21 protein-coding genes are annotated in these 19,749 nt (G+C 41.5%); 11 read left to right on the top strand and 10 right to left on the bottom strand.

The features are described 5' to 3' along the window. The 8 genes from ABWV72_RS13520 (at window position 1) to ABWV72_RS13485 (ending at window position 9,397) form a co-directional block, all read left to right on the top strand. Window positions 1-948, top strand: a complete 948-nt coding sequence (locus tag ABWV72_RS13520) for a DUF58 domain-containing protein (protein ID WP_216048312.1) — start codon at window positions 1-3, stop codon at window positions 946-948. Then, window positions 945-1,451, top strand: coding sequence for a DUF4381 domain-containing protein (locus ABWV72_RS13515; RefSeq protein ID WP_216048311.1), 507 nt, complete (start codon window positions 945-947; stop codon window positions 1,449-1,451). The genes ABWV72_RS13520 and ABWV72_RS13515 overlap by 4 nt, the downstream gene beginning before the upstream one ends. Next, on the top strand, window positions 1,444-2,448 hold the full coding sequence (locus tag ABWV72_RS13510; protein ID WP_216048310.1) for a vWA domain-containing protein: 1,005 nt from the start codon (window positions 1,444-1,446) through the stop codon (window positions 2,446-2,448). Before ABWV72_RS13515 ends, ABWV72_RS13510 begins: the two co-directional genes overlap by 8 nt. Continuing rightward, entirely contained in the window at window positions 2,445-4,349 is a 1,905-nt protein-coding gene (locus ABWV72_RS13505) for a vWA domain-containing protein (RefSeq protein WP_353371136.1), read from the top strand. The genes ABWV72_RS13510 and ABWV72_RS13505 overlap by 4 nt, the downstream gene beginning before the upstream one ends. A 1-nt stretch (window position 4,350) precedes the next feature. Further along, complete coding sequence (locus ABWV72_RS13500; RefSeq protein WP_353371134.1) at window positions 4,351-6,099, top strand: BatD family protein; 1,749 nt, start codon at window positions 4,351-4,353, stop codon at window positions 6,097-6,099. An 18-nt stretch (window positions 6,100-6,117) separates the two neighbouring features. After that, entirely contained in the window at window positions 6,118-7,971 is a 1,854-nt protein-coding gene (locus ABWV72_RS13495) for a DUF885 domain-containing protein (RefSeq protein ID WP_353371132.1), read from the top strand. Between the two features lie 162 nt (window positions 7,972-8,133). Beyond that, the gene (locus ABWV72_RS13490) at window positions 8,134-8,691 is read left to right on the top strand and encodes a sigma-70 family RNA polymerase sigma factor (protein WP_216048306.1); all 558 of its coding nucleotides are present in this window, start codon (window positions 8,134-8,136) and stop codon (window positions 8,689-8,691) included. After that, window positions 8,684-9,397 (top strand): DUF3379 family protein, encoded by a 714-nt coding sequence (locus tag ABWV72_RS13485; protein ID WP_216048305.1) that lies wholly within the window; start codon window positions 8,684-8,686, stop codon window positions 9,395-9,397. The genes ABWV72_RS13490 and ABWV72_RS13485 overlap by 8 nt, the downstream gene beginning before the upstream one ends. Window positions 9,398-9,499: 102 nt before the next feature. On the opposite strand, the gene ABWV72_RS13480 is transcribed toward ABWV72_RS13485, so the two are convergent. Continuing rightward, window positions 9,500-10,006 (bottom strand): DUF3087 domain-containing protein, encoded by a 507-nt coding sequence (locus ABWV72_RS13480; protein WP_353371129.1) that lies wholly within the window; start codon window positions 10,004-10,006, stop codon window positions 9,500-9,502. A 130-nt stretch (window positions 10,007-10,136) separates the two neighbouring features. On the opposite strand from ABWV72_RS13480, the gene ABWV72_RS13475 reads away from it, so the two are divergent. The 3 genes from ABWV72_RS13475 to ABWV72_RS13465 all read left to right on the top strand — a co-directional run bounded on the left by ABWV72_RS13475 (window position 10,137) and on the right by ABWV72_RS13465 (window position 11,832). Beyond that, entirely contained in the window at window positions 10,137-10,661 is a 525-nt protein-coding gene (locus tag ABWV72_RS13475) for a protein-tyrosine phosphatase family protein (protein WP_353371127.1), read from the top strand. 23 nt (window positions 10,662-10,684) lie between these two features. Continuing rightward, window positions 10,685-10,879 (top strand): YwbE family protein, encoded by a 195-nt coding sequence (locus tag ABWV72_RS13470; protein WP_216048302.1) that lies wholly within the window; start codon window positions 10,685-10,687, stop codon window positions 10,877-10,879. Between the two features lie 95 nt (window positions 10,880-10,974). Then, the gene (locus ABWV72_RS13465) at window positions 10,975-11,832 is read left to right on the top strand and encodes a PA4780 family RIO1-like protein kinase (RefSeq protein ID WP_353371124.1); all 858 of its coding nucleotides are present in this window, start codon (window positions 10,975-10,977) and stop codon (window positions 11,830-11,832) included. Window positions 11,833-11,889: 57 nt separating this feature from the next. Here ABWV72_RS13465 and flhB read toward each other — a convergent pair whose 3' ends face one another. From flhB to ABWV72_RS13420, 9 genes are all read right to left on the bottom strand, one after another. Then, the gene (flhB, locus tag ABWV72_RS13460; protein ID WP_216048300.1) at window positions 11,890-13,014 is read right to left on the bottom strand and encodes a flagellar biosynthesis protein FlhB; all 1,125 of its coding nucleotides are present in this window, start codon (window positions 13,012-13,014) and stop codon (window positions 11,890-11,892) included. Between the two features lie 11 nt (window positions 13,015-13,025). Further along, complete coding sequence (fliR, locus tag ABWV72_RS13455; protein ID WP_216048299.1) at window positions 13,026-13,808, bottom strand: flagellar biosynthetic protein FliR; 783 nt, start codon at window positions 13,806-13,808, stop codon at window positions 13,026-13,028. Between the two features lie 4 nt (window positions 13,809-13,812). Continuing rightward, window positions 13,813-14,082, bottom strand: coding sequence for a flagellar biosynthesis protein FliQ (gene fliQ / locus ABWV72_RS13450; RefSeq protein WP_216048298.1), 270 nt, complete (start codon window positions 14,080-14,082; stop codon window positions 13,813-13,815). 12 nt (window positions 14,083-14,094) lie between these two features. Next, complete coding sequence (gene fliP, locus ABWV72_RS13445; RefSeq protein WP_216048297.1) at window positions 14,095-14,844, bottom strand: flagellar type III secretion system pore protein FliP; 750 nt, start codon at window positions 14,842-14,844, stop codon at window positions 14,095-14,097. Further along, window positions 14,837-15,325 (bottom strand): flagellar biosynthetic protein FliO, encoded by a 489-nt coding sequence (gene fliO, locus ABWV72_RS13440; protein WP_216048296.1) that lies wholly within the window; start codon window positions 15,323-15,325, stop codon window positions 14,837-14,839. Before fliO ends, fliP begins: the two co-directional genes overlap by 8 nt. After that, the gene (gene fliN / locus ABWV72_RS13435; RefSeq protein ID WP_216048295.1) at window positions 15,285-15,698 is read right to left on the bottom strand and encodes a flagellar motor switch protein FliN; all 414 of its coding nucleotides are present in this window, start codon (window positions 15,696-15,698) and stop codon (window positions 15,285-15,287) included. Before fliN ends, fliO begins: the two co-directional genes overlap by 41 nt. A 27-nt stretch (window positions 15,699-15,725) precedes the next feature. Further along, window positions 15,726-16,784 (bottom strand): flagellar motor switch protein FliM, encoded by a 1,059-nt coding sequence (gene fliM, locus ABWV72_RS13430; RefSeq protein ID WP_216048294.1) that lies wholly within the window; start codon window positions 16,782-16,784, stop codon window positions 15,726-15,728. Between the two features lie 31 nt (window positions 16,785-16,815). Beyond that, complete coding sequence (gene fliL / locus ABWV72_RS13425; protein ID WP_216048293.1) at window positions 16,816-17,337, bottom strand: flagellar basal body-associated protein FliL; 522 nt, start codon at window positions 17,335-17,337, stop codon at window positions 16,816-16,818. A 93-nt stretch (window positions 17,338-17,430) separates the two neighbouring features. Continuing rightward, window positions 17,431-19,719, bottom strand: a complete 2,289-nt coding sequence (locus tag ABWV72_RS13420) for a flagellar hook-length control protein FliK (RefSeq protein ID WP_353371120.1) — start codon at window positions 19,717-19,719, stop codon at window positions 17,431-17,433. Window positions 19,720-19,749: the final 30 nt, after the last annotated feature.

Here is a 19,749-nt window from a genome sequence, read left to right as displayed (position 1 = left end):
ATGCAAGATGTATCAAACTGGTTGACCCGGTTAAATGCTGATGGTGTTAGTTTAAACATCAAACAGCTACTGTATTACCAAAAAAAGACTAGCCTACTCAACTTGGCGCCCCGTAAAACCATCCAATCAAAATTGGCGGGAAGTTATTTGGCGAAAACCAAAGGCCGGGGAATGGAGTTTGATGAAGCGCGACATTATCAACCTGGTGACGATATACGAGCCATTGATTGGCGAGTCACCGCCCGTTCTGGAAAAACCCATACAAAGCTATATAGGGAAGAAAAAGAACGCCCCATTTTTATTTTGGCAGATCTATCGCCTAACATGCACTTTGGCACTCAATTACTCTATAAGTCGGTGCAAGTTGCTCATTTAGCGGCATTGATTGCATGGTCTGCGACAAATCGTGGCGATCGAATTGGTGGCCTGGTGTTTAATCAACACCAACACCGAGAATTCAAACCACTGACTAGGAAAAAGGCTGTTCTAGGATTACTACACGGATTAGTAGAGGTTCATCAACCTGATGATTTACAACCTGGAAACTTCCAATTTTCTGATGCTTGTGCACGCTTGAGAAGACTAGTTCACCCTGGTAGCTTAGTCTTTGTACTAAGTGATTTTCAAAATCTCAACGAAGCAGCGAAACAGCACCTGAGTCGTATATCAAGGCACAGTGAAGTAGTGGCTTATTCCATCACCGACCCCTTTGAACATGATTTGCCCAAAGTATCAAATTCACAAACGGTTGAAGTTACCGATGGCGTTGATCAGCAAACGTTAGTGTTAGGAGAAAAAACCGTTTCTCAACAATATCATCGATCTCATCAACGTCAATTTGAACAAATATCACGCACCTTGCAGCAATGCAAAACCCAGTTATTAAATGTTAGTGCTGCGGTTCCTATCGAACAACAGCTAGTTGAAAAGCGTGGAGAAATTGCATGAATCCGCTAGATCAGTTAGCCGACATTCAACTTCCCCAAGAGGTCAGTATCTGGCCTTTAGCCTGGGGATGGTGGGTATCAGCTATTTTGGTTTTGTTAATCTTAGTTAGCATTATTTATGGCGTTCGACACTACATACTTCATCGTCGAGCCAAAAAAGCAGCACTTTTGGCGCTATCAGCTATCGATTTAAACCAACAAAATGCGATTTCGCAAATCAATATTGTGCTAAAACGAGCGGCCTTAAGTTATTTTCCTCAAGAGCAAATAGCCTCGCTTCACGGGCAACAATGGAGCGCATTTTTAAGCAGTCAATTATCTGCAAAACAACAACAGAGTTTTCAACATGAAATTCAAGAATTTGTTGATTTACTGTATCGAGATGCGCCTAACAAAGATGTTAATAAAGCGGCCCTAACGGCTAAAACGTGGTTGCAATCGGCATTACCACCTAAACGAAAATCCAATCGCCCGGTGCTGATTGAGGAGGCTCCTAATGTTTGAGTTTGCTTGGTGGTGGGCATTGTTCGCATTACCGTTGCCGTTGCTTGCATTGTTACTGCCCAAAAAGGAAAGACAGCAAGGAGCTGCTTTACGCGTCCCAGCGTTAACGGCAAATTTGGCAACCAATAACAAAAAAACCGGCCCGAATCGAATCAATTTGATAATCGCCATTTTGGCCTGGATAGCATTAGTTATCGCAGCCGCTCGTCCACAATGGTTAGGCGAGCCTGTTAACATTCCATCTGAAGGACGGGATTTAATGCTAGCGGTAGATTTATCCGGCAGTATGAATCAAGAAGATATGGTGGTGAATGGCCGTCGAGTAAATCGCTTAATCATGATTAAAAGCGTACTCAGTGATTTTATCGAAAGACGGGTTGGTGACAGGTTAGGTTTAATATTATTTGCCGACACAGCTTATTTACAAGCTCCACTAACCTATGACAGAAAAACGGTTGAGCAACTGCTACTTGAAAGTCAGATTGGCTTAGTTGGCGAACAAACGGCAATTGGCGATGCAATTGGATTGTCTATAAAACGTTTTGCCAACCGAGAAGAATCAAACAAAGTGATCATTTTATTGACCGACGGACAAAACACTGCGGGCAATATTACTCCGGCACAAGCCAACGAACTGGCCATAAACAATGATGTAACCGTATACACGATAGGGGTTGGCGCAGATTCTATGATAACCCAAGGTTTTTTTGGGCAGCGTCGAACGAACCCATCGAGAGATTTGGATGAAAAAATGCTAACTGAACTTGCCGAGTCCACGGGCGGCCAATACTTCAGAGCCAAAGATACCCAGTCTTTACAGCAAATTTATTCTATTTTGGATGCTCTAGAGCCCATTGAACGAGAAAACCGCCAGATGCGCCCGTTGCAAGCGTTATATTTTTATCCGCTAGCATTGGCACTTATTTTCAGTTTTTTAATTGCTTTAAATAGTTCTCTAGGATGGATAAAACAACGATTTTTGGGGAGGCTACAATGATTAATTTAGACAGCTTCCATTTTTTACGACCTGAATGGTTTTTTGCATTAATCCCACTGCTGTTATTACTGATTTTATTGATGAACATACACAGACGTCAATCTGGTTGGCAGTCAGTTGTAGCAAGTCACCTTTATCAGCACCTTATATCTGAAAAAGGCAACAGCCAAAGGCGTCCACCATTAAGCTTAGTGGCTTTAGGCTGGATAATTGCCGTTACCGCGTTGGCTGGACCAAGCTGGGAAAGGCTCCCTCAGCCGGTTTTTCAACTCAATGCTGGCAAAGCAGTAGTGCTAGACATGTCCATGTCGATGCGCTCCACAGACTTAACGCCAGACAGATTGACCCGTGCAAAATACAAAGCTATTGATTTAATTAATGAAATTTCTGAAGGTGATGTTGGATTAGTCGCCTATGCGGGCGATGCTTTTACCATTAGTCCGTTAAGTTCAGATGCGCAGAACCTAACAGCTTTACTACCAAGCCTAACGCCAGAAATTATGCCGGTATCAGGCAGTGAACCCTATCTAGGTCTCAAAATGGCGGCCGAATTACTCAAAAATGCTGGTTTTTTAGAGGGCGATATATTTTGGATAACCGACGGTGTGGAAGTTTCACAATTAGCCGAATTGAATACTTATATTGAAAGCCTTCCCTATCGTATTTCCATTTTGGGAGTGGGCACAGCTGAAGGTGCTCCTATTCAATTGCTTGATGGTGACTTTTTGAAAGACAATAGAGGCGCCATAGTTATCCCTAAAATGGATGCACAAATATTGTCAGGTTTAGCCCGCAAAAGCGGTGGAAAGTTTTATGCGATTACAGCAAATGACAGTGATATTAAATATTTAACGGAGCAAAGCCTGATAAATCACGAAACAATTTCAAACAAAGATGACAATGAACAGTTTGGTGATGAATGGCAAGAAGCCGGTCCTTATCTGCTTTTGCTGTTGTTACCGCTCGCCGCTTTGGCTTTTCGAAGAGGTTATGTTGCGATATTTTTAGTTACCTTGGTAACCAGTTCATTGGCGCCCCAACCCGCCTTTGCAAATACCTGGCAAGACTGGTTTAAAAACAGAGATCAACGCGGTTTAGAGTCTCTGCAAAAGCAAGATTATGAGCAAGCAGCAAACGAGTTTGAAAGTCCTATGTGGCAAGGCGCAGCGCTTTACAAACAAGGTAATTATCAAGCCGCTTTGGATGCATTTTCAAAAGCTGAAGGCCCACAAGCACTATACAATCAAGGCAATGCACTGGCACAGTTGGGCGAATTAGATGAGGCCATACAAAGGTATGATGAAGCTCTTGCGCAACAACCTGATCATGCAGATGCGTTGAAAAACAAAGAGATACTCGAACAACTAAAAGAACAGCAAGAGCAAGAACAACAAAACCAACAGCAAGATCAACAAGGTGACGACTCTGAAGAGCAGCAATCTGAAGATCAACAGTCGCAGCAACAACAAGACTCGCAAGATCAGCAGTCGCAGCAAGATCAACAGAACCAAGACCAGCAAAATCAAGAGTCTCAGCAAGAGCAGCAAGAGCAACAAAATCAAGAACAGCAAGATCAGTCTCAAAATGAACAAGATGCTGAACAAAACCAACAAGATGATTCCGAACAACAAGACGAATCTGAACAACAAAACGAGTCAGAGCAACAGCAGGACCCGTCACAACAAGAGCAACAGACTGAACAAGAACAGCAAGCTGCACAGCAGGTGCAAGAAGCAGAAGAATCAATGACGGATGAGGAGCGTGAAGAAATGCAAAGAATGCAAAATTTGCTCAATCGCGTCCCCGATGATCCGTCCTATTTACTCAAGCGCAAAATGCTGCTGGAAAATCAACAACGACGTCGTCAACGTACGCCAAGCCAGTCGAAGAGGAATTGGTAATATGTTAGTTAAATTGTTAACCCGCAAAACCTTATTGTTAACTTTATTGTTTTTCAGCTTACTGAGTATTACCAATGTGTATGCACAAGTTGAAAGTGTGACGGCAAGTGTCGATAAAAATCCAGCCATGGCAGATGAATCTATCGTGCTGTCTGTCGTCGCTTTTGGTAACCCAAATAATGATGCCTTTGACCCTAGCGTGTTAGAAGATGACTTCGTTGTGGGTCGAACGTCAGTGAGCACGCAAACGAGAGTAATCAATTTTGATACGACTCGCTCTACCACCTGGACGACAATTTTAATTCCACGCCAGCAAGGAACGTTTACAATCCCACCCTTCGATGTGGGAGGCAAAAAAACTCAACCGATAACGGTTAGAATACTACCTGTTTCAGCTGCCAGTAACAGTAAAGCACGAGAAGCTTTTATTACCGCAGAAGTCGATGTAGGCCAACCCTTTGTACAACAAATGGTGAAATATAAAGTCAAAATTCACCTTGCTACCAGTTTACAACGAGGCAGTTTGTCTGAGCCTTCTTTGGAAAACGCAGACATCAGCCTAATTGGTAAAGACAAAGATTATTCAGAAATTGTCGATGGTCAACGTTACCGGATAATTGAACGCAATTACGCAATTATTCCTCAGGCAAGTGGTCAAGTTAAAATAAAGGGACCGCTGTTTGAAGCTGAGGTTATTGATCGAACTCAAAATAGCTTTAGTTACTTTAATCAGACGCGCCCTATCAATCGAGTTGCGCCCGACGTGGTTCTGGATGTTCAGCCTATTCCAGTTGATTTTAATGAGCATTGGTTACCCAGTGAATTTGTACAGTTGAATGAAGAATGGCAGCCTGACTTGTCACAAATAAAGGTGGGCGAACCTATTACACGAACGCTGACCTTATCGGCACTGGGTGTATCCGAACAACAATTACCGGAAATGACAGGAATATACCCACCTGATTTTAAAATCTATCCCGATCAAGCGACTACAGCGTCCGTTACTCGTGAAGACAACATTATTGCGCAACGTGTTGAAAATATAGCTATTATTCCAAATCGAGCGGGACAATTTGTTTTGCCTCCGGTGAAAGTAGCGTGGTTTAATACGTTAACTAAGCAAACTGAATATGCAGAATTACCCGCTCGAAGTATTGAAGTGGCTGCAGCCGCATCTTCTAATCAAACTGGTTTACCCCCTACTACCCCAAATCCGCTATTAGAAACACAGGCACCTACTAGTGTAGATTCCCAGACTCCAGGCCCATTAACGCCAACGGTGCAGACAGTCACAGTAACATCATTGTGGAGTATTAGTAGCTGGGTTTTATTAGCTATATGGTTGCTTACATTACTGATTTGGTGGTTTTCAAGTCGTTCGAAAAACGCTCCGCCCTTGGCCAATCAGGAAGTGAATACTAATAACCTAGAGTCTGAAAACTGGAAATTGCTAAAAGCGGCGTTAAAGAGTCATAAAATCGGCGAAATTTATCCTGCATTACTTAAATGGCAAACAAGCTTAGCAGTATATGGTGGCGCCAAATTATTAGATGAAAATGATATTTCAGACTCAGAATTACAAGATGAACTGAAATCAATGTTTGCCAGCCAATACGCGCAAGGTGACAAAAATTGGAAAAGTGATACCCTATTAAATGTATTAGCACGTTTACGTCAAGATATAATAAAAAATAAAAATAAGTCGCCTTCGTTGCAACCTTTATATGCATCCCAACGGGTTGCGCACTAACGTCAGGAAAATTACACCATGAAGACATTGAAATCATTTGTTCCGCTAAGCCTTATCTCACTTGCGCTAATGGCGTGCTCCGAACCGGCTCAAAACACAAATTCGGATACACAAGCTCAACTGCAAGAACAACAAAGCCAGCAAGTTAAGCTTAGTGAATCAGAAAGATTAGCTGCCTTTTTCGCTGACATGTTTGAAGAAGATTTGAAACGCTCCCCTATGTCCCAAAGTTATCTTGGTTATAAGTGGGATTACGATAAATGGGATGATATTTCAGATAACGCCGCAGACCAAGACATTACGATTTTACAACAACGTCTAAAAGCTTTAAACGAGTTCGATTCAGCGCAATTAAATCAGCAAGAAAAAATGAGCCTAGAAATTGCCAAAGTTGATATTCAACGTCGATTGGCAAATGACAAGTTTAGACATCACACTTACATCATGGACCAATTCCGCGCTTTTCATACAGTAGTGCCAAGCTTTTTAGTGAATATCCATAGAGTAAATGACGTTGAAGATGCGCAAGCGTATATATCACGATTGGAAAAAGTCGATGACCTTTTTGGGCAAGTGATAGAGCAATTAAAAATCAGACAAGAACTAGGCGTTTTCCCACCTAAATGGTCATACGACCAAATGATCCAAGCGTCGCATAACGTCATCAGTGGTAACCCTTTTATCGAGTCAGCTGAAGATTCCACCATTTGGAAGGATTTCCAAGACAAACTGAATGCATTAGATATTTCTAATGCCGAAAAGACTGGCATGATGAAACAAGCAAGAGATGCACTTCAAGAGTCTGTTTTACCTGCCTACCAAGCACTCATTGCAGAGCTAGAAATACAGCGTGAACTCTCCCCTGAAGGTGATGGTGTTTGGCGCTTACCTGATGGAGACAAATGGTATGACAACCGATTAGCCTGGTTTACAACCACCGATTTGAGCGCCCAGGAAGTTCACGAGATAGGTCTTAAACAAGTAGAACGTATTCACGACTTGATGCTTGAAATTATGGAGAAAGTCAATTTTGAAGGTTCTCTTCAGGACTTCTTTGTCTTTATGCGCACTAGTGATCAGTTTTATTATGCGAATGATGATACTGGCCGTGATCAGTACTTAGCTGATGCAACCGCACTCATCAACGAAATGAAAAGCAAGATCCCTGAATATTTTGGATTAATGCCACAAGCAGAAATGATTGTTAAGCGTGTCGAACCATTCAGAGAACAATCTGCCGGCAAAGCCTTTTATCAAAGCCCGTCAAAAGACGGTTCACGACCAGGAAGTTACTACGCGAATCTGTACAACATGAAAGATATGCCAACCTATCAAATGGAAGCACTAGCTTATCATGAAGGGATCCCTGGACATCACATGCAACGAGCGATTGCGCAGGAATTAGAAGGCATACCAGAGTTTCAAAAATATGTATCTTTTACGGCTTACACCGAAGGCTGGGGTTTATACTCTGAAGAACTCGCCAAAGATATGGGATTTTATCAAGACCCTTACTCTGATTTTGGACGTTTAGCAATGGAGCTTTGGAGAGCATGTCGTTTGGTGGTAGATACAGGGATTCATTCGCAAAAATGGAGCCGTGAACAAGCCATTCAATACCTCGTTGAGAATACGCCGAACCCCGAGGGAGATTCAGTCAAAGCGATTGAACGCTACATTGCAATGCCTGGCCAAGCCACGGCGTATATGATTGGTAAATTAAAAATCATGGAACTACGCGCCTATGCAGAGCAGACCCTTGGCGAAAAATTCGATATTCGTGGATTTCATGATGAAGTGTTAAAAGACGGTCCCGTGCCGCTTAATATATTAGAAGATAAGATTAAAGTGTGGGTTCAAAGCCAACAATAAATGAAGCTAAATTAGCTGTGACATTAAAAATCCGGGTAATACCGGATTTTTAATGCCCTAAACCCTGTCAATAGTTAGCTCCATAGGCTAAATTTATTGTCATAAACTTAAAAATAAATTCTTATACTAATCATAAACTTAATAAAAAAGGCTTGAGAACCTATGTTTTTTCGAAAGCAATCTGCCAATGACTCGGTCTCTGATGATGTGGTAGCAAAACAAAAACGGTATGAGGCGTTAGTACATAGCCTACATGCCGACATATTTAGGTACGCCTACTGGTTAGTAAAAGATAAAGCAGTGGCTGAGGATATTGTTCAAGAGACCTTTTTACGTGCTTGGAAATCATTAGATTCGTTAAAAGATGAAAAAGCTGCGAAGTCTTGGCTAATCACCATTCTTCGTCGCGAAAACGCTCGGCGATTTGAACGTAAACAGTTTGATTTAGTCGATATGGACGATGTGTCTTTAGAAGGTGATAATTTGTCAAACGAATTAGAAATTGAGTATCAAGAGCTCAGATTACTAATGGCAGGTTTAAACGAAGAGTATCGAGAACCCCTTATACTTCAAGTTATGTACGGATATAGCGGAGACGAAATTGCTCAGCAATTGGATCTCAATAAGAATACGGTAATGACCAGGTTATTTAGAGCGCGCAGTCAGTTAAAAGAAGCTTTAGAGAAATCAAATAACAGCAGAGGTTATAAAAATGGATGATTTAACATTCCGTCGTACCATTTACGCAGACCCAAACTGTGCTGAAGACGACGTAATACAAGCAGCTAAAGAAGATGCTAAAAAACAAGAGTTTTGGGACGAAATTAAGCAATTAGATGAATCTATTGCTAAGGCAGCCAGTATTTCTGTTCCTGAAAACCTTGCTGAAAAATTAATTTTAAGACAATCAACAGAAGTAGTTAGAACACAGCGAACTAAAAGTCGCATACATTTAGCCGTTGCAGCATCAGTGGCCTTTGTTATTGGTATTAGTTTTAGCCTATTTCAACAACCACCAGGTATCGATTTAGGCGAACATGCGTTAGCCCACGTTACTCAAGAAGGTAATGGTTATGCACTGCAAGTTGATGGTGATTTTTCCTTAGATAACGTCAATGTTCAGTTAGCGAACCTTGGTGCGGAGTTCACCCAAAAAGTAGGACGCATTTATTTTGCTAATTTTTGTGTATTCGATAACGTTCGCAGTTTCCATATGGTGTTGGAATCTGAAGAGGGTGAAAAGATAACCGTCTTTGTAGTTCCTCAATCAAATGATATGCACAGCGATGAAAACTTTTCAGGTAACCACTTAAAAGGGCAAATGTTTAGTAGCCATCAAGCCAACGTAATCGTTGTTGGTGAGCATGGAAAGTCTGTTGGAAAAATGAAAGAAAAACTGCAAAAAACATTACGCTTTAGTGCTTAATTATTATAGCTAGAAAGGTTAATTCTTTCTCATCAACTGATGATAGTGGCTTGTAACTATCCCACTATCATCAGCGCTAAGTTAACAACTCTCTGATCTGATTTAAAACTGCTTTAACATCTCTTCGTTGTAATCATTTGCATCCAAGGTTAAGTTGTATTGCGAGGCAATAGCGTCAAGCTCAGCTTGATGAATGGCTAATTCATCCATCGTAATCGTATTATCGTCTAACTGCCAAAGTTGCCTTGAGCCAGCGTAGCTATACTGTAAGGTAATCAAAGCGTCGATGTTCCCCTTTTGTCCTGCAGCCTTAATTTGGGTCATCTTACGATTAATTTTATTCAGCGCTTTTTTAAGTTCCCATACATAAACCACCTCAGTCATAAATTCGTTCGACCGGTACTTATTTAATAACCATCCAATGGTTATGGCAGTTATTAACACTCCTAGAAAATTCCAATGAAAATGGCTACCGCTTGGATCTGGAAATAGCCAGATCAACAGTTGCGAGATGACTAAACTGCCTAACGCAAAAATGATGACACAAGACAAAATAATACGATTTAGGCGCTTGCGATAACGTGCTTTGTTAATGTCTATGAGATGCATAATTATCTGAGTACAACTTTTTAAGATATTTGATGTATTCAATTGTAACTAAGTTACTACCTTAACTAAAAAGTATTTTATACTGTGAGCCAATAAACTACTTTTCAATATATTGCTAAGGGAAAACCACGTGAAGAATATCGCATTCGTCTTATTTGCAAGCTGCCTTCTTGTGTTTAACGCCCATGCAGCGGAAAATACCCTTGATATATCCATTCCTGAGTTAAAGAACTATCAAGTTAACAACGAAAAAATGGTGAGTTCAGGTTTACCCACGAAACCACACCTTGAGATGTTGCAGAAGATTGGTTTAAACCAGGTTGTGGATTTGATTCCAGGGGATCGGGCTGAACACCAACAATTAATAAGCAGCTTAGCGTTGGGGTATCATAATATTGCTGTTGAATGGGAAAACCCCACCCTAGCAAATTTCCAAGAGTACGTTTCAATTATGCAGAATCTCAATGAGCACGATGGGGTTACGCTCACTCATTGCCGTTTGAACTGGCGAGGTTCTGTTTTCACATATTTATATCAAGTCACGCAATTACAAGTACCAGAAGAAACTGCGAAACAAGAAATGTTAGCGATATGGCAGCCAAATGAAATTTGGTTAGGCTTTATTGACCATGTATTAGCTCACTACCAAAAATAGGGCTAGGTTAAAAGGAAAAATGAATGGACGGCAGTAAACGCGAAAATATTAAAATTGGTTCAAAGGTAGCAATTGTTTTGAAGCAAGATCAGCGCAGCGGTAATCTTACAGAAGGTGTCGTTTCGACGATCCTGACTAAATCTAGCAACCATCCCCACGGTATAAAAGTGCGACTTGATGACGGTCAAGTCGGCAGAGTGAAACAGATTTTGTCTTAAAAGAATCGCTAATATGTTTTTTTTGCTTGTACATAAACAACATAATTCACCCACCAGCTATTTAAAAACACCAGTGAGTGCTGTATAAACGCGCCATGAAAATTCCAAAACGTTTACAACCTTTAGTCGAAGACGGACTAATCGACGAAGTACTTTACCAACTTATGAGCGGTAAAGAAGCCACTGTGTTTGTGGTGAAAAGCCAAGGAGAGATCCGCTGCGCCAAAGTCTACAAAGAGGCAATGAAACGCAGTTTTAAAAAAGCAGCACAGTATCAAGAAGGTCGAAAAGTTAAAAATAGTCGGCGCGCAAGAGCCATGGAAAAAGGTTCTAAATTTGGCCGCAAACAACAAGAAGACGCATGGCAAAATGCCGAAGTAGACGCGCTTTTTACCCTTTCTAAAGCGGGGGTTAGAGTGCCGCAGCCTTTTGGTTGTTATGATGGGGTGTTGCTGATGGAGCTTGTCACTGTTGAAAATGGTGATGTTGCCCCACGTTTGAATAATGTGTCCATGTCAAAAGAACAAGCCTTAGAAGATCATGCCCAAGTCATGTTCTACGTAATGTTGATGTTGTGTTGTGGCTTAGTACATGGCGATTTATCGGAATTTAATGTATTAGTTGATGATTACGGCCCAGTAATTATTGATTTGCCGCAGGCAGTTAATGCAGCGGCGAATAATAACGCTTTTAGCATGTTACAGCGTGATGTGCGCAACATGACCGATTATTACGCGGAATTCGCGCCAGAATTACGCCACACTCATTATGCTGAGGAAATGTGGGCATTGTTTGAAGCCGGTGAATTAACCCCTGAATCTGTGCTAACTGGGCAGTTTGAGTTTGATGAAAGTGCCGCCGATGTCGACAACGTTTTAGAAGAAATAAAAGCCGCATTTGCCGAAGAAGAAGAAAGATTAGCGCGCATTCGTGCCGCTGACAGTGACGAATAACCCAGCATTGTCATTTTTGATGTTTTGGCGCTTCTGTACGGGTTTCTCACTCAGGACTTAATAACGCATATCCTCTGGTATCGGAAGATTCTTGTTCAGTGGTGCAGGTCGTTTTCCTTTGCCGCTCTTGAACGATTTAACCTGATATACATAAGCCAATACTTGAGCCACAGCCATAAATAATTTTTCAGGAATTTCGCTATTTGCTTCTGTGGTGTGGAATATTGCACGGGCTAATGGCGGCGAAGAGATAATAGGAATTCCGTGTGCGCCAGCTATCTTACGTATGTGCATGGCTAGTTCATCTGCCCCTTTGGCCACCAGAATAGGCGCTGTAGCGCCATTTTTATCGTATTTCAAGGCTACTGAGAAGTGAGTTGGGTTAGTCACCACCACATCAGCTTTAGGCACTTCTTGCATCATGCGTTTTGCTGCCGCTTGATATTGTAGTTTTCGAATTCGACTTTTAACCAGTGGATCACCTTCAGAGTTTTTGCGCTCATCTTTCACTTCTTGTTTAGTCATTTTCATTTCTTTGTCATGTTTCCAAGTCTGATAGGGCACATCAAAGGCTGCGATCGGTATCAAGGCACAACACAAAAACAAAAAGGCCCATGCCAATAGCTCCATGGCGTGGAAAAGATTACGAGGATATATTTCCATATCTAAATGCAAGGCTTCGTCTTGAAAAACAATAAACGCGATGTATGCGGCGCAAGCCACTACTACAAACTTAGCAATTGCTTTTAATAACTCGACTAAACCATTGACTCCAAACATGCGTTTGAAACCGGCTAAGGGATTAATTTTACTCGCTTTAGGTTTAGTGGATTGCCAAGTGAAGTTGTATCCCCCCAAGGCTATGCTGCCATAAATACCAGCAATCATAGCAATTAACAGGAAAAACAATACGGGGATACTGATAGTTTCAAAGGCGTATCCCCAAGCTTGAAACATATGAATAAAATCATAGCTTTCATCTCTGGAGAGTGTGAAAGTTCTTTGCATAACTTGGAATAATGCGGTGGCGATTCCTTCGCCAATTAACAAAAATGCAATGGCACTTCCCACTAACACTAGGGTAGTTGATAACTCACGGGAGCGGGCAATCTGCCCTTTCTTTCGGGTATCACCCTTCTTTTTTGCCGTGGGGTCTTCTGTTTTTTCGCTTGAATCAGCCATCTATGCCGTCCTCAATTCGCGCAAACTTGCAATAAATTACACATCAACTGCTGGGCTCTTTGCCATTGCAATTCGAAATGGTGGGTGAAGTTATCCATGGTTAACCAAATAATGAGTAGTCCCATGATTTGTGCTATTGCAAAGCCAATACTGAAAATATTCAGTTGTGGCGCGGCTTTTGTCATAACACCAAAGGCTAAGTTAACCAGTAAAAGCGAAACAATAGGTGCAAGAGAGAGTGTTACCGCAGCAACAAACATCCAACTTGCCCAATGGGCAATTTCTCTAAATTGCTCAGGTTGAAACCAAGCTTCACCAATTGGGAACGCCTCAAAACTCATAACAACCATACTAATCATCGCTAAATGGCCATCCAGAGCCCAAAAAAGCAACGTGGCTAATATTAGGTAAAACTGACCTACTGCAGGTACGTTAATGCCATTAACAGGGTCAACAATTGAGGCAAAACCTAGACCGGTTTGCATCGCAACAACTTGCCCAGCAATAACGAATGTATCCAGCATCATTGCTGAAATAAATCCAATCGCCAAACCGATAATTAATTGCTGAATAATTAACACAAAAGTGCTGACTGAAAATATCTCTGATATATCCACAGGCGGCACGACTGGCATAATAAGTAAGGTAAGAAAAAGCGTAAGTAGAGTACGAATTGGAGTGGGAACCGTTTTCGCACTAATACCCACCATAGCTGCAAACAAACCAGAGATACGCATAAATGGCAGTAACATATCTGCCATATAATCGGTGATGGTGGACGCAGCAAATTCCAAAAGGTTAACCTACAACTTCAGGTATGCGTTCAACCATGGTGAAAGTGAAATCCATTAACTTTTGCACTAACCAATGGCCTCCCCAACTCAACACTAATAAAGTCACAATTAAACGGGGTAAAAAACTCATGGTTTGTTCGTTGATAGAGGTGGCAGCTTGGAAAACTGCCACTATTAGACCGACGAATAAACTCGGTAAAATAATCGCCGAAACCAACAAAATGACCATTTGTAAGGCTTCTTTTAGTATTTCGACAAAGACTTCTGGTGCCATAGCAGTATCTCCCTAACCTAAACCAAAGCTTGTGGCCAAGGTGCCAAAAATAAGATTCCAGCCATCCACTAACACAAACAACATAAGTTTGAATGGCAGCGAAACGATCATAGGAGATAACATCATCATCCCCATTGCCATCAGGATTGATGCCACCACTAAATCTAAAATGAGAAAAGGAATAAACAACATAAAGCCAATTTGAAAGGCCGTTTTCAGCTCACTGGTCACAAACGCAGGGATTAATACATTCATCGGCACTTCTGAAGGATCATCAAACTGCCCTTGCATATCGCCCAACTGCACAAAGGTTTCTAAATCTTTGATACGTGTTTGCGAAAGCATAAAAGCGCGCATGGGAATCTTCGCCTGTTCATAAGCCTCAAGAGAGGTCATTTCTTCATTCAGATATGGCTGCAAGGCATTTTCGTTAATTTGTTCAAAAACTGGCGCCATAATAAACATAGAAAGAAATAAACTGACGCCAATCAATATTTGATTTGAAGGCGATTGCTGAAGACCAATAGCTTGACGCAAAATTGACAGTACAATAATAATTCGCGTAAACGACGTCATCATCATAACAAACGCAGGCAACAAGCTCAGTGCAGTCATTATTGCCAGCACTTGCAACGTCATGGTGTAATCTTGTGTACCGTCTGGATTGGTAGTAATTGTTAATGCATCAACACCAGGAGCCGCTAGCGCATCCGTAGGAGCCAATAAAATGGCGCCCAACAATACCAGTAAAAATCTAATCATTGTTTTGCCCATTTTGTTTATCAAAGCCAGGATTGATTTTACCGGCAAGTGCTTGAGTTAATTTGTCTTTAAAGCTATCGGCTGATGAATTGGTCGGTTTTTCCAGAGGCTTTTCGAGCTTTGCTAAATGGTTAATATTAGTCGCCGTTACCCCAATTAAATGCTGCTCGTCACCAACTTCGATGACCATAATTCGTTCTCGAGTGCCTGCCACCATAGATGCTACGACATGCAACTGACCATTTCCGGTTGCAGTGACATTAAACCGTCGCATTAACAACGCCAACGCAACAACTATCACGATAACCAGCAATAATGATAGAAAAATTGACACTACAGAAGTGGGGTTTGAAAGGCTTTCGACTTGCGCGAAAGCACTTTTAGAAAGGATGAAAAGTGGGCTCAGCGCAATCCAAGCCCATGTTTTATATGAGTTTTTACTACCTAAGCTTTTTAATTCTCTCGATTTGACTAATAACATCCGTTAACCGAATCCCAAATTTATCGTTGACGACTACTACCTCTCCATGAGCAATCAACGTGCCATTTACTAACACATCAAGAGGTTCGCCTGCGACTCGGTCTAATTCAACCACCGATCCTTGGTTCAATTGCAATAAATTACGGATGCTAATATGACTGCGTCCCACTTCCATAGAAATGGTTACAGGTATATCCAAAATCGTATCGAGCTTTTTCTTTTCTTTTTGAGTTATAGGCGCATCTTCAGACAATTCGTCTAATTCAGCTACCGATACTTCAGCGTCTTGATCGGCGTTTTTATCTGCACCTTCTTCTTCAGCTTGTTCAGCCATGGCTGCAGCCCAGTCGTCCATTGCATCATCTTCACTCATTGTTCTTTACCTCGTTTTTGCAGACGCTCATAAATCTTCCTCAAGTATAGAAAGTTCAGCATCACTGTCTATTCGGCGTCCGCCTTTCGTTAATAATTGCAATTCAGATTTAACTGAAGTGGGTCGTGGAATCTTTTCCGTAATTTTTACCGCTATATTGTCTCGTGAGCGGCCTAGTTTGGCCCTAAACGTGGGTAACTCCTCAATCAATACGGTTATTGTTTCAGGCATTTCAATCGGAATAATATCGCCAGGTTCAAAATCCATTAACCTTTGTAGGGAGATGTCCACATCTAACATATGGGTTGATACAGCCACTGTCACATCGAGGATTTCATCTCGAAGCGCTTTACTCCAGCGTAAATCAGTGTCTTCCTTATCACTTTGCACGCCGGCATCCAATAATTCTCGAATCGGCTCTAACATAGAGTAAGGTAACGAGACGTGAAAATCACCACCTCCCCCATCTAGCTCAATATGAAACGAACTGATCACGACCACTTCTGTGGGGCTGACGATATTAGCCATTGCCGGATTCACTTCTGAATCTAAATATTCAAAAGAAACATCCATCACAGGCGCCCATGCTTCTTTGTAATCTTCAAAAATTAATTTAAGTAACATTTGGGTTATGCGTCGTTCAGTTGGTGTGAACTCACGGCCTTCAATTTTTGCATGATAGCGACCGTCACCACCAAAAAAGTTGTCAACTAAAATGAAAACCAAACGCGCTTCCATGGTAATTAAACCAGTACCTTTGAGTGGTCTAAAACGAACCATATTTAAACTTGTAGGCACAAACAACGTATGGATATATTCACCAAACTTAATCATCTGAATACCGTTGATTGATACCTCTGCAGAGCGACGCATCATGTTGAACAAGCTCACACGCATGTGTCTTGCAAATCGCTCATTCACAATTTCCAGCGTGGGCATACGGCCACGCACAATGCGGTCTTGTGAAGAAAAGTCGTACTCAATCATCGAACCATCAGATTCGAGATCCTCTGTATCGTCTTCTTCAACGTCATCAACACCGTGGAGTAGCGCGTCAATTTCGTCTTGTGATAATAAATCGCTCAAAGTTTTGCTCGCTTAAATCAACATTTACCGATTATTGCATTACAAAGCCAGTGAATAGTACTTGTTCAACTACTTCATTACCGACTGTTTCTTTTAATACTTTTTGTACTTCTCTGCCTGCTTGGTCTCTTAATGAAACTTTACCGGCCTCAGTGACTAAATCATCTGCATTTGAACTACTGAATACTTTTAACAAGGTGCCTTCAATTAAAGGGACGTGCATTTTCGCCAATTCTTCATTATCGGTTCCGCGCACCATCAATTGCACTTTTATTTGTGCTAAACGGTCTTTACCTTGTCCAGGGACATTAAACACAAATGGACGTGGCATCGCCACATACAGAGCCGTTCCTTTATTAGCAGAGGACATCGCAGCGCCATCGTCACCTGACTCTGCTGTCATTTCAGAATTAACTGCCATATCTGGCTCATCTGAACTACCAAGTAAAAAATAGGCTGCGGCACCACCGCCAATCAAGACTACAGCGATGATGATAATAATCATCATTTTGCCTTTACCGCCCTCTTCCATTTGTAACTCTTCTTCTGCCATTGTCTTCTCAGTTAAATTTGTTGTGACTATTAGGTTGATTGTATCAATAAATTGCTTTGACGGATCGATTCAAATCAAACAATCACGCATCTATTACACAAAGTAGTCTATTCCACCTAATCTGCCATGGGAAATTCGTTGCTCAATAACCTGTGACTCTTCCCCTTGCATATTCTCTTCTGCTTGATGAGTGCCAACATATTCTGAATCTTGTTGCCCCTTATCATTTTGTTCCTGTTGTACTGAAGACTGCCCAAGTTCAATACCTTGCTGTTCAAGTAGTTCTTTTAGTCTTGGTGTTGCCTGCTCAAGCACATCGCGGGCCTGTTGCGATTGCACCACAATATTGACGCTCGCGGTGTCACCAGACATGTTCAGACGCACTTTCATGGCTCCCAAGTCCGGCGGATCTAAACGAATCTCGGCTTGCAAATTGTTTTGATTCGCCATCCAGCGCACTTTTTCAGTTAACTGCTGCAAACCTTCATTGCGAGTGATATTCACCGCTTTATCAAATTGCGCTAACTGCTGACCTTGTTTAGTTTGCAAATGTTGCGCCTGATTTATATTTTCTTTCACTAATGTTTTTTCAGATACAAAATGATGCTGCAACTGTTCTATTTTGGCATTTAATTGACTCGCCAATTCTAAGCTTTGGTTAAATCGAGTCACCGATTGATCCAACACTTCTGGCACAATTGGCATTGCACCGACTTTAGTTGCAGCATCAGTTACCAATGTAGATAAATCTATTGCCGGTTGATGACCTTGCTTAATTTGCGCTTTTACCTCTTCAACCCCACTTTTAAGAGCACTGATAAAATCAGTTTTAATGCTAGTGCCAGAGGTGTCAGCTTGGTCAGTAGACGGTTTAACGTCTAACCGCTGAGCCAGATTTGCTAAGGCCGCGTCAAGTTTGTCAGAAGGTATATCGAGTAATGCACGAACACTTTTATCCAGTTGTTTACCCGAGGCTGTTAATTCTTGGTTTGCAATAGTTGTAATATTTTGCGCTTGCGATGTTATTGTTTGCTCGTCACTGGGCTGAGTATCGCTATTAGCCGGCATCTTAGTGGTTGCATCTGTGACGTTTGAAACGGCCAGTAAATCTAACAGTAACTGCATATCTTCAGTGATAGCGTTATCCGTGGGCATTTCTGTGTCCGCCAGCATGTTATTTGACACCGCCCCCGCTTCTGACTCAAGTGTTAAACTTTGCTGTAATTTTTCCATGACCTTGGGATCAATCTGTTCGACAAATTCGCTAATGCGAGTTAACAGTTGATCTAAGGATTCTGCTTCACCACTTTCCGTGTTTTGCTGGGATGCTTTAAACGCAGCTTGTAATTCAGTGATTAAGGTCGTCAATGTTTCCAATGTTGACTTGGTTTCTTGCTCTAGTGAAATATCGTCCCTTTCCACTTTGTTTGACTCATCGTTTGACAAATTATCGACACTCGCCAAAATCGTTTCTTGACTGCTCGTTTCCAGTTCACTATTTGTGATGTTAACTTCAGATTGAACATCATCATTTACCAATTCAGAATTTTCAGTTGGTAGTAAAGCATTAAACGCCGCTAAATCGATACCTTCATCTGACTCCAATGCAGATTGATCAGTTGAGAGTTTTTCGGCTATCGAAGGGTCTAGCAACTCCCCTTCTTCTTTTACTTGCGGTTCGCCACCATCAGTCGCTTTGGCAATGCTTTTTTCCAACAATGATAACCAATCTATTAGGCTAGCTTCGTCAACCATTCCTTGTTCGGAAACAGATTCATCAAGATTACGACTATCCTGCTCAAGAGACGTTGAAACCGTATTTTCCAGATCTTTTTGTTCAGCAGAGATAAGCTCACTTTCATCTCCTGCTTTGTTCAATTTTGACTCTTCAACGCCGTTAGCTTGTTCCGAATGATGCTTTGAATTAAGCCCATTCGTTTGGCCACTTACACTAACTTGTTCTTGGACGTCTTGTACTGTTGAATCAAGACTGTCTTTAGAGCCTGAGGTTTGAGGATTATCTGTATTCGAGCTCTGAGGTGCATGATTGGAAGATTTTTGCTCAACAGGCTTAGCGTATTCTCGCGAATCATCTTTGCTTTTTTCGCGTAGCGCATTTTTTTGATTGTCATCAACGGGCTTTATATTTTCCTGAGCAGTATGATTTTTACGAGGCTCATCAGGATAGCCATATACTCTATCGGCTTGTTTCAAATACGAACCAAACTCTTGCTGTTGATTAAAATTGTTGCCAGAATAATCATTCACCTTGGTTACCAAGGCGGCAATTTCTGATTTAGTGGTGGCAATATCTTGCATCTCTAATTCCCGTTTCAGCATTGATTTATGGCTTAAATCAATCATCTTAACTGGATACAGCAAAGAGTGTTCCAACCTGTCAAATAAGGGCTA

The organism is Aliiglaciecola sp. NS0011-25 (genome assembly GCF_040370605.1).
Taxonomy (GTDB): Bacteria; Pseudomonadota; Gammaproteobacteria; order Enterobacterales; family Alteromonadaceae; genus Aliiglaciecola; species Aliiglaciecola lipolytica_A.
The sequence above is the reverse complement of the archived record's forward strand: the minus strand, read 5'-3'. Positions and strand labels throughout refer to the sequence as shown.

What these genes read in the sequence shown, in the direction of transcription:
- ABWV72_RS13515 (WP_216048311.1), top strand. Translation starts at nt 945, where the DNA reads ATGAATCCGCTAGATCAGTTAGCCGACATTCAACTTCCCCAAGAGGTC.
- ABWV72_RS13510 (WP_216048310.1), top strand. Translation starts at nt 1,444, where the DNA reads ATGTTTGAGTTTGCTTGGTGGTGGGCATTGTTCGCATTACCGTTGCCG.
- ABWV72_RS13520 (WP_216048312.1), top strand. Translation starts at nt 1, where the DNA reads ATGCAAGATGTATCAAACTGGTTGACCCGGTTAAATGCTGATGGTGTT.
- flhB (WP_216048300.1), bottom strand. Translation starts at nt 13,014, where the DNA reads ATGGCTGATTCAAGCGAAAAAACAGAAGACCCCACGGCAAAAAAGAAG.
- ABWV72_RS13470 (WP_216048302.1), top strand. Translation starts at nt 10,685, where the DNA reads ATGGACGGCAGTAAACGCGAAAATATTAAAATTGGTTCAAAGGTAGCA.
- fliN (WP_216048295.1), bottom strand. Translation starts at nt 15,698, where the DNA reads ATGAGTGAAGATGATGCAATGGACGACTGGGCTGCAGCCATGGCTGAA.
- fliQ (WP_216048298.1), bottom strand. Translation starts at nt 14,082, where the DNA reads ATGGCACCAGAAGTCTTTGTCGAAATACTAAAAGAAGCCTTACAAATG.
- ABWV72_RS13500 (WP_353371134.1), top strand. Translation starts at nt 4,351, where the DNA reads ATGTTAGTTAAATTGTTAACCCGCAAAACCTTATTGTTAACTTTATTG.
- ABWV72_RS13485 (WP_216048305.1), top strand. Translation starts at nt 8,684, where the DNA reads ATGGATGATTTAACATTCCGTCGTACCATTTACGCAGACCCAAACTGT.
- ABWV72_RS13480 (WP_353371129.1), bottom strand. Translation starts at nt 10,006, where the DNA reads ATGCATCTCATAGACATTAACAAAGCACGTTATCGCAAGCGCCTAAAT.
- fliP (WP_216048297.1), bottom strand. Translation starts at nt 14,844, where the DNA reads ATGATTAGATTTTTACTGGTATTGTTGGGCGCCATTTTATTGGCTCCT.
- ABWV72_RS13490 (WP_216048306.1), top strand. Translation starts at nt 8,134, where the DNA reads ATGTTTTTTCGAAAGCAATCTGCCAATGACTCGGTCTCTGATGATGTG.
- ABWV72_RS13495 (WP_353371132.1), top strand. Translation starts at nt 6,118, where the DNA reads ATGAAGACATTGAAATCATTTGTTCCGCTAAGCCTTATCTCACTTGCG.
- fliO (WP_216048296.1), bottom strand. Translation starts at nt 15,325, where the DNA reads ATGTTATTAGTCAAATCGAGAGAATTAAAAAGCTTAGGTAGTAAAAAC.
- ABWV72_RS13465 (WP_353371124.1), top strand. Translation starts at nt 10,975, where the DNA reads ATGAAAATTCCAAAACGTTTACAACCTTTAGTCGAAGACGGACTAATC.
- ABWV72_RS13505 (WP_353371136.1), top strand. Translation starts at nt 2,445, where the DNA reads ATGATTAATTTAGACAGCTTCCATTTTTTACGACCTGAATGGTTTTTT.
- fliL (WP_216048293.1), bottom strand. Translation starts at nt 17,337, where the DNA reads ATGGCAGAAGAAGAGTTACAAATGGAAGAGGGCGGTAAAGGCAAAATG.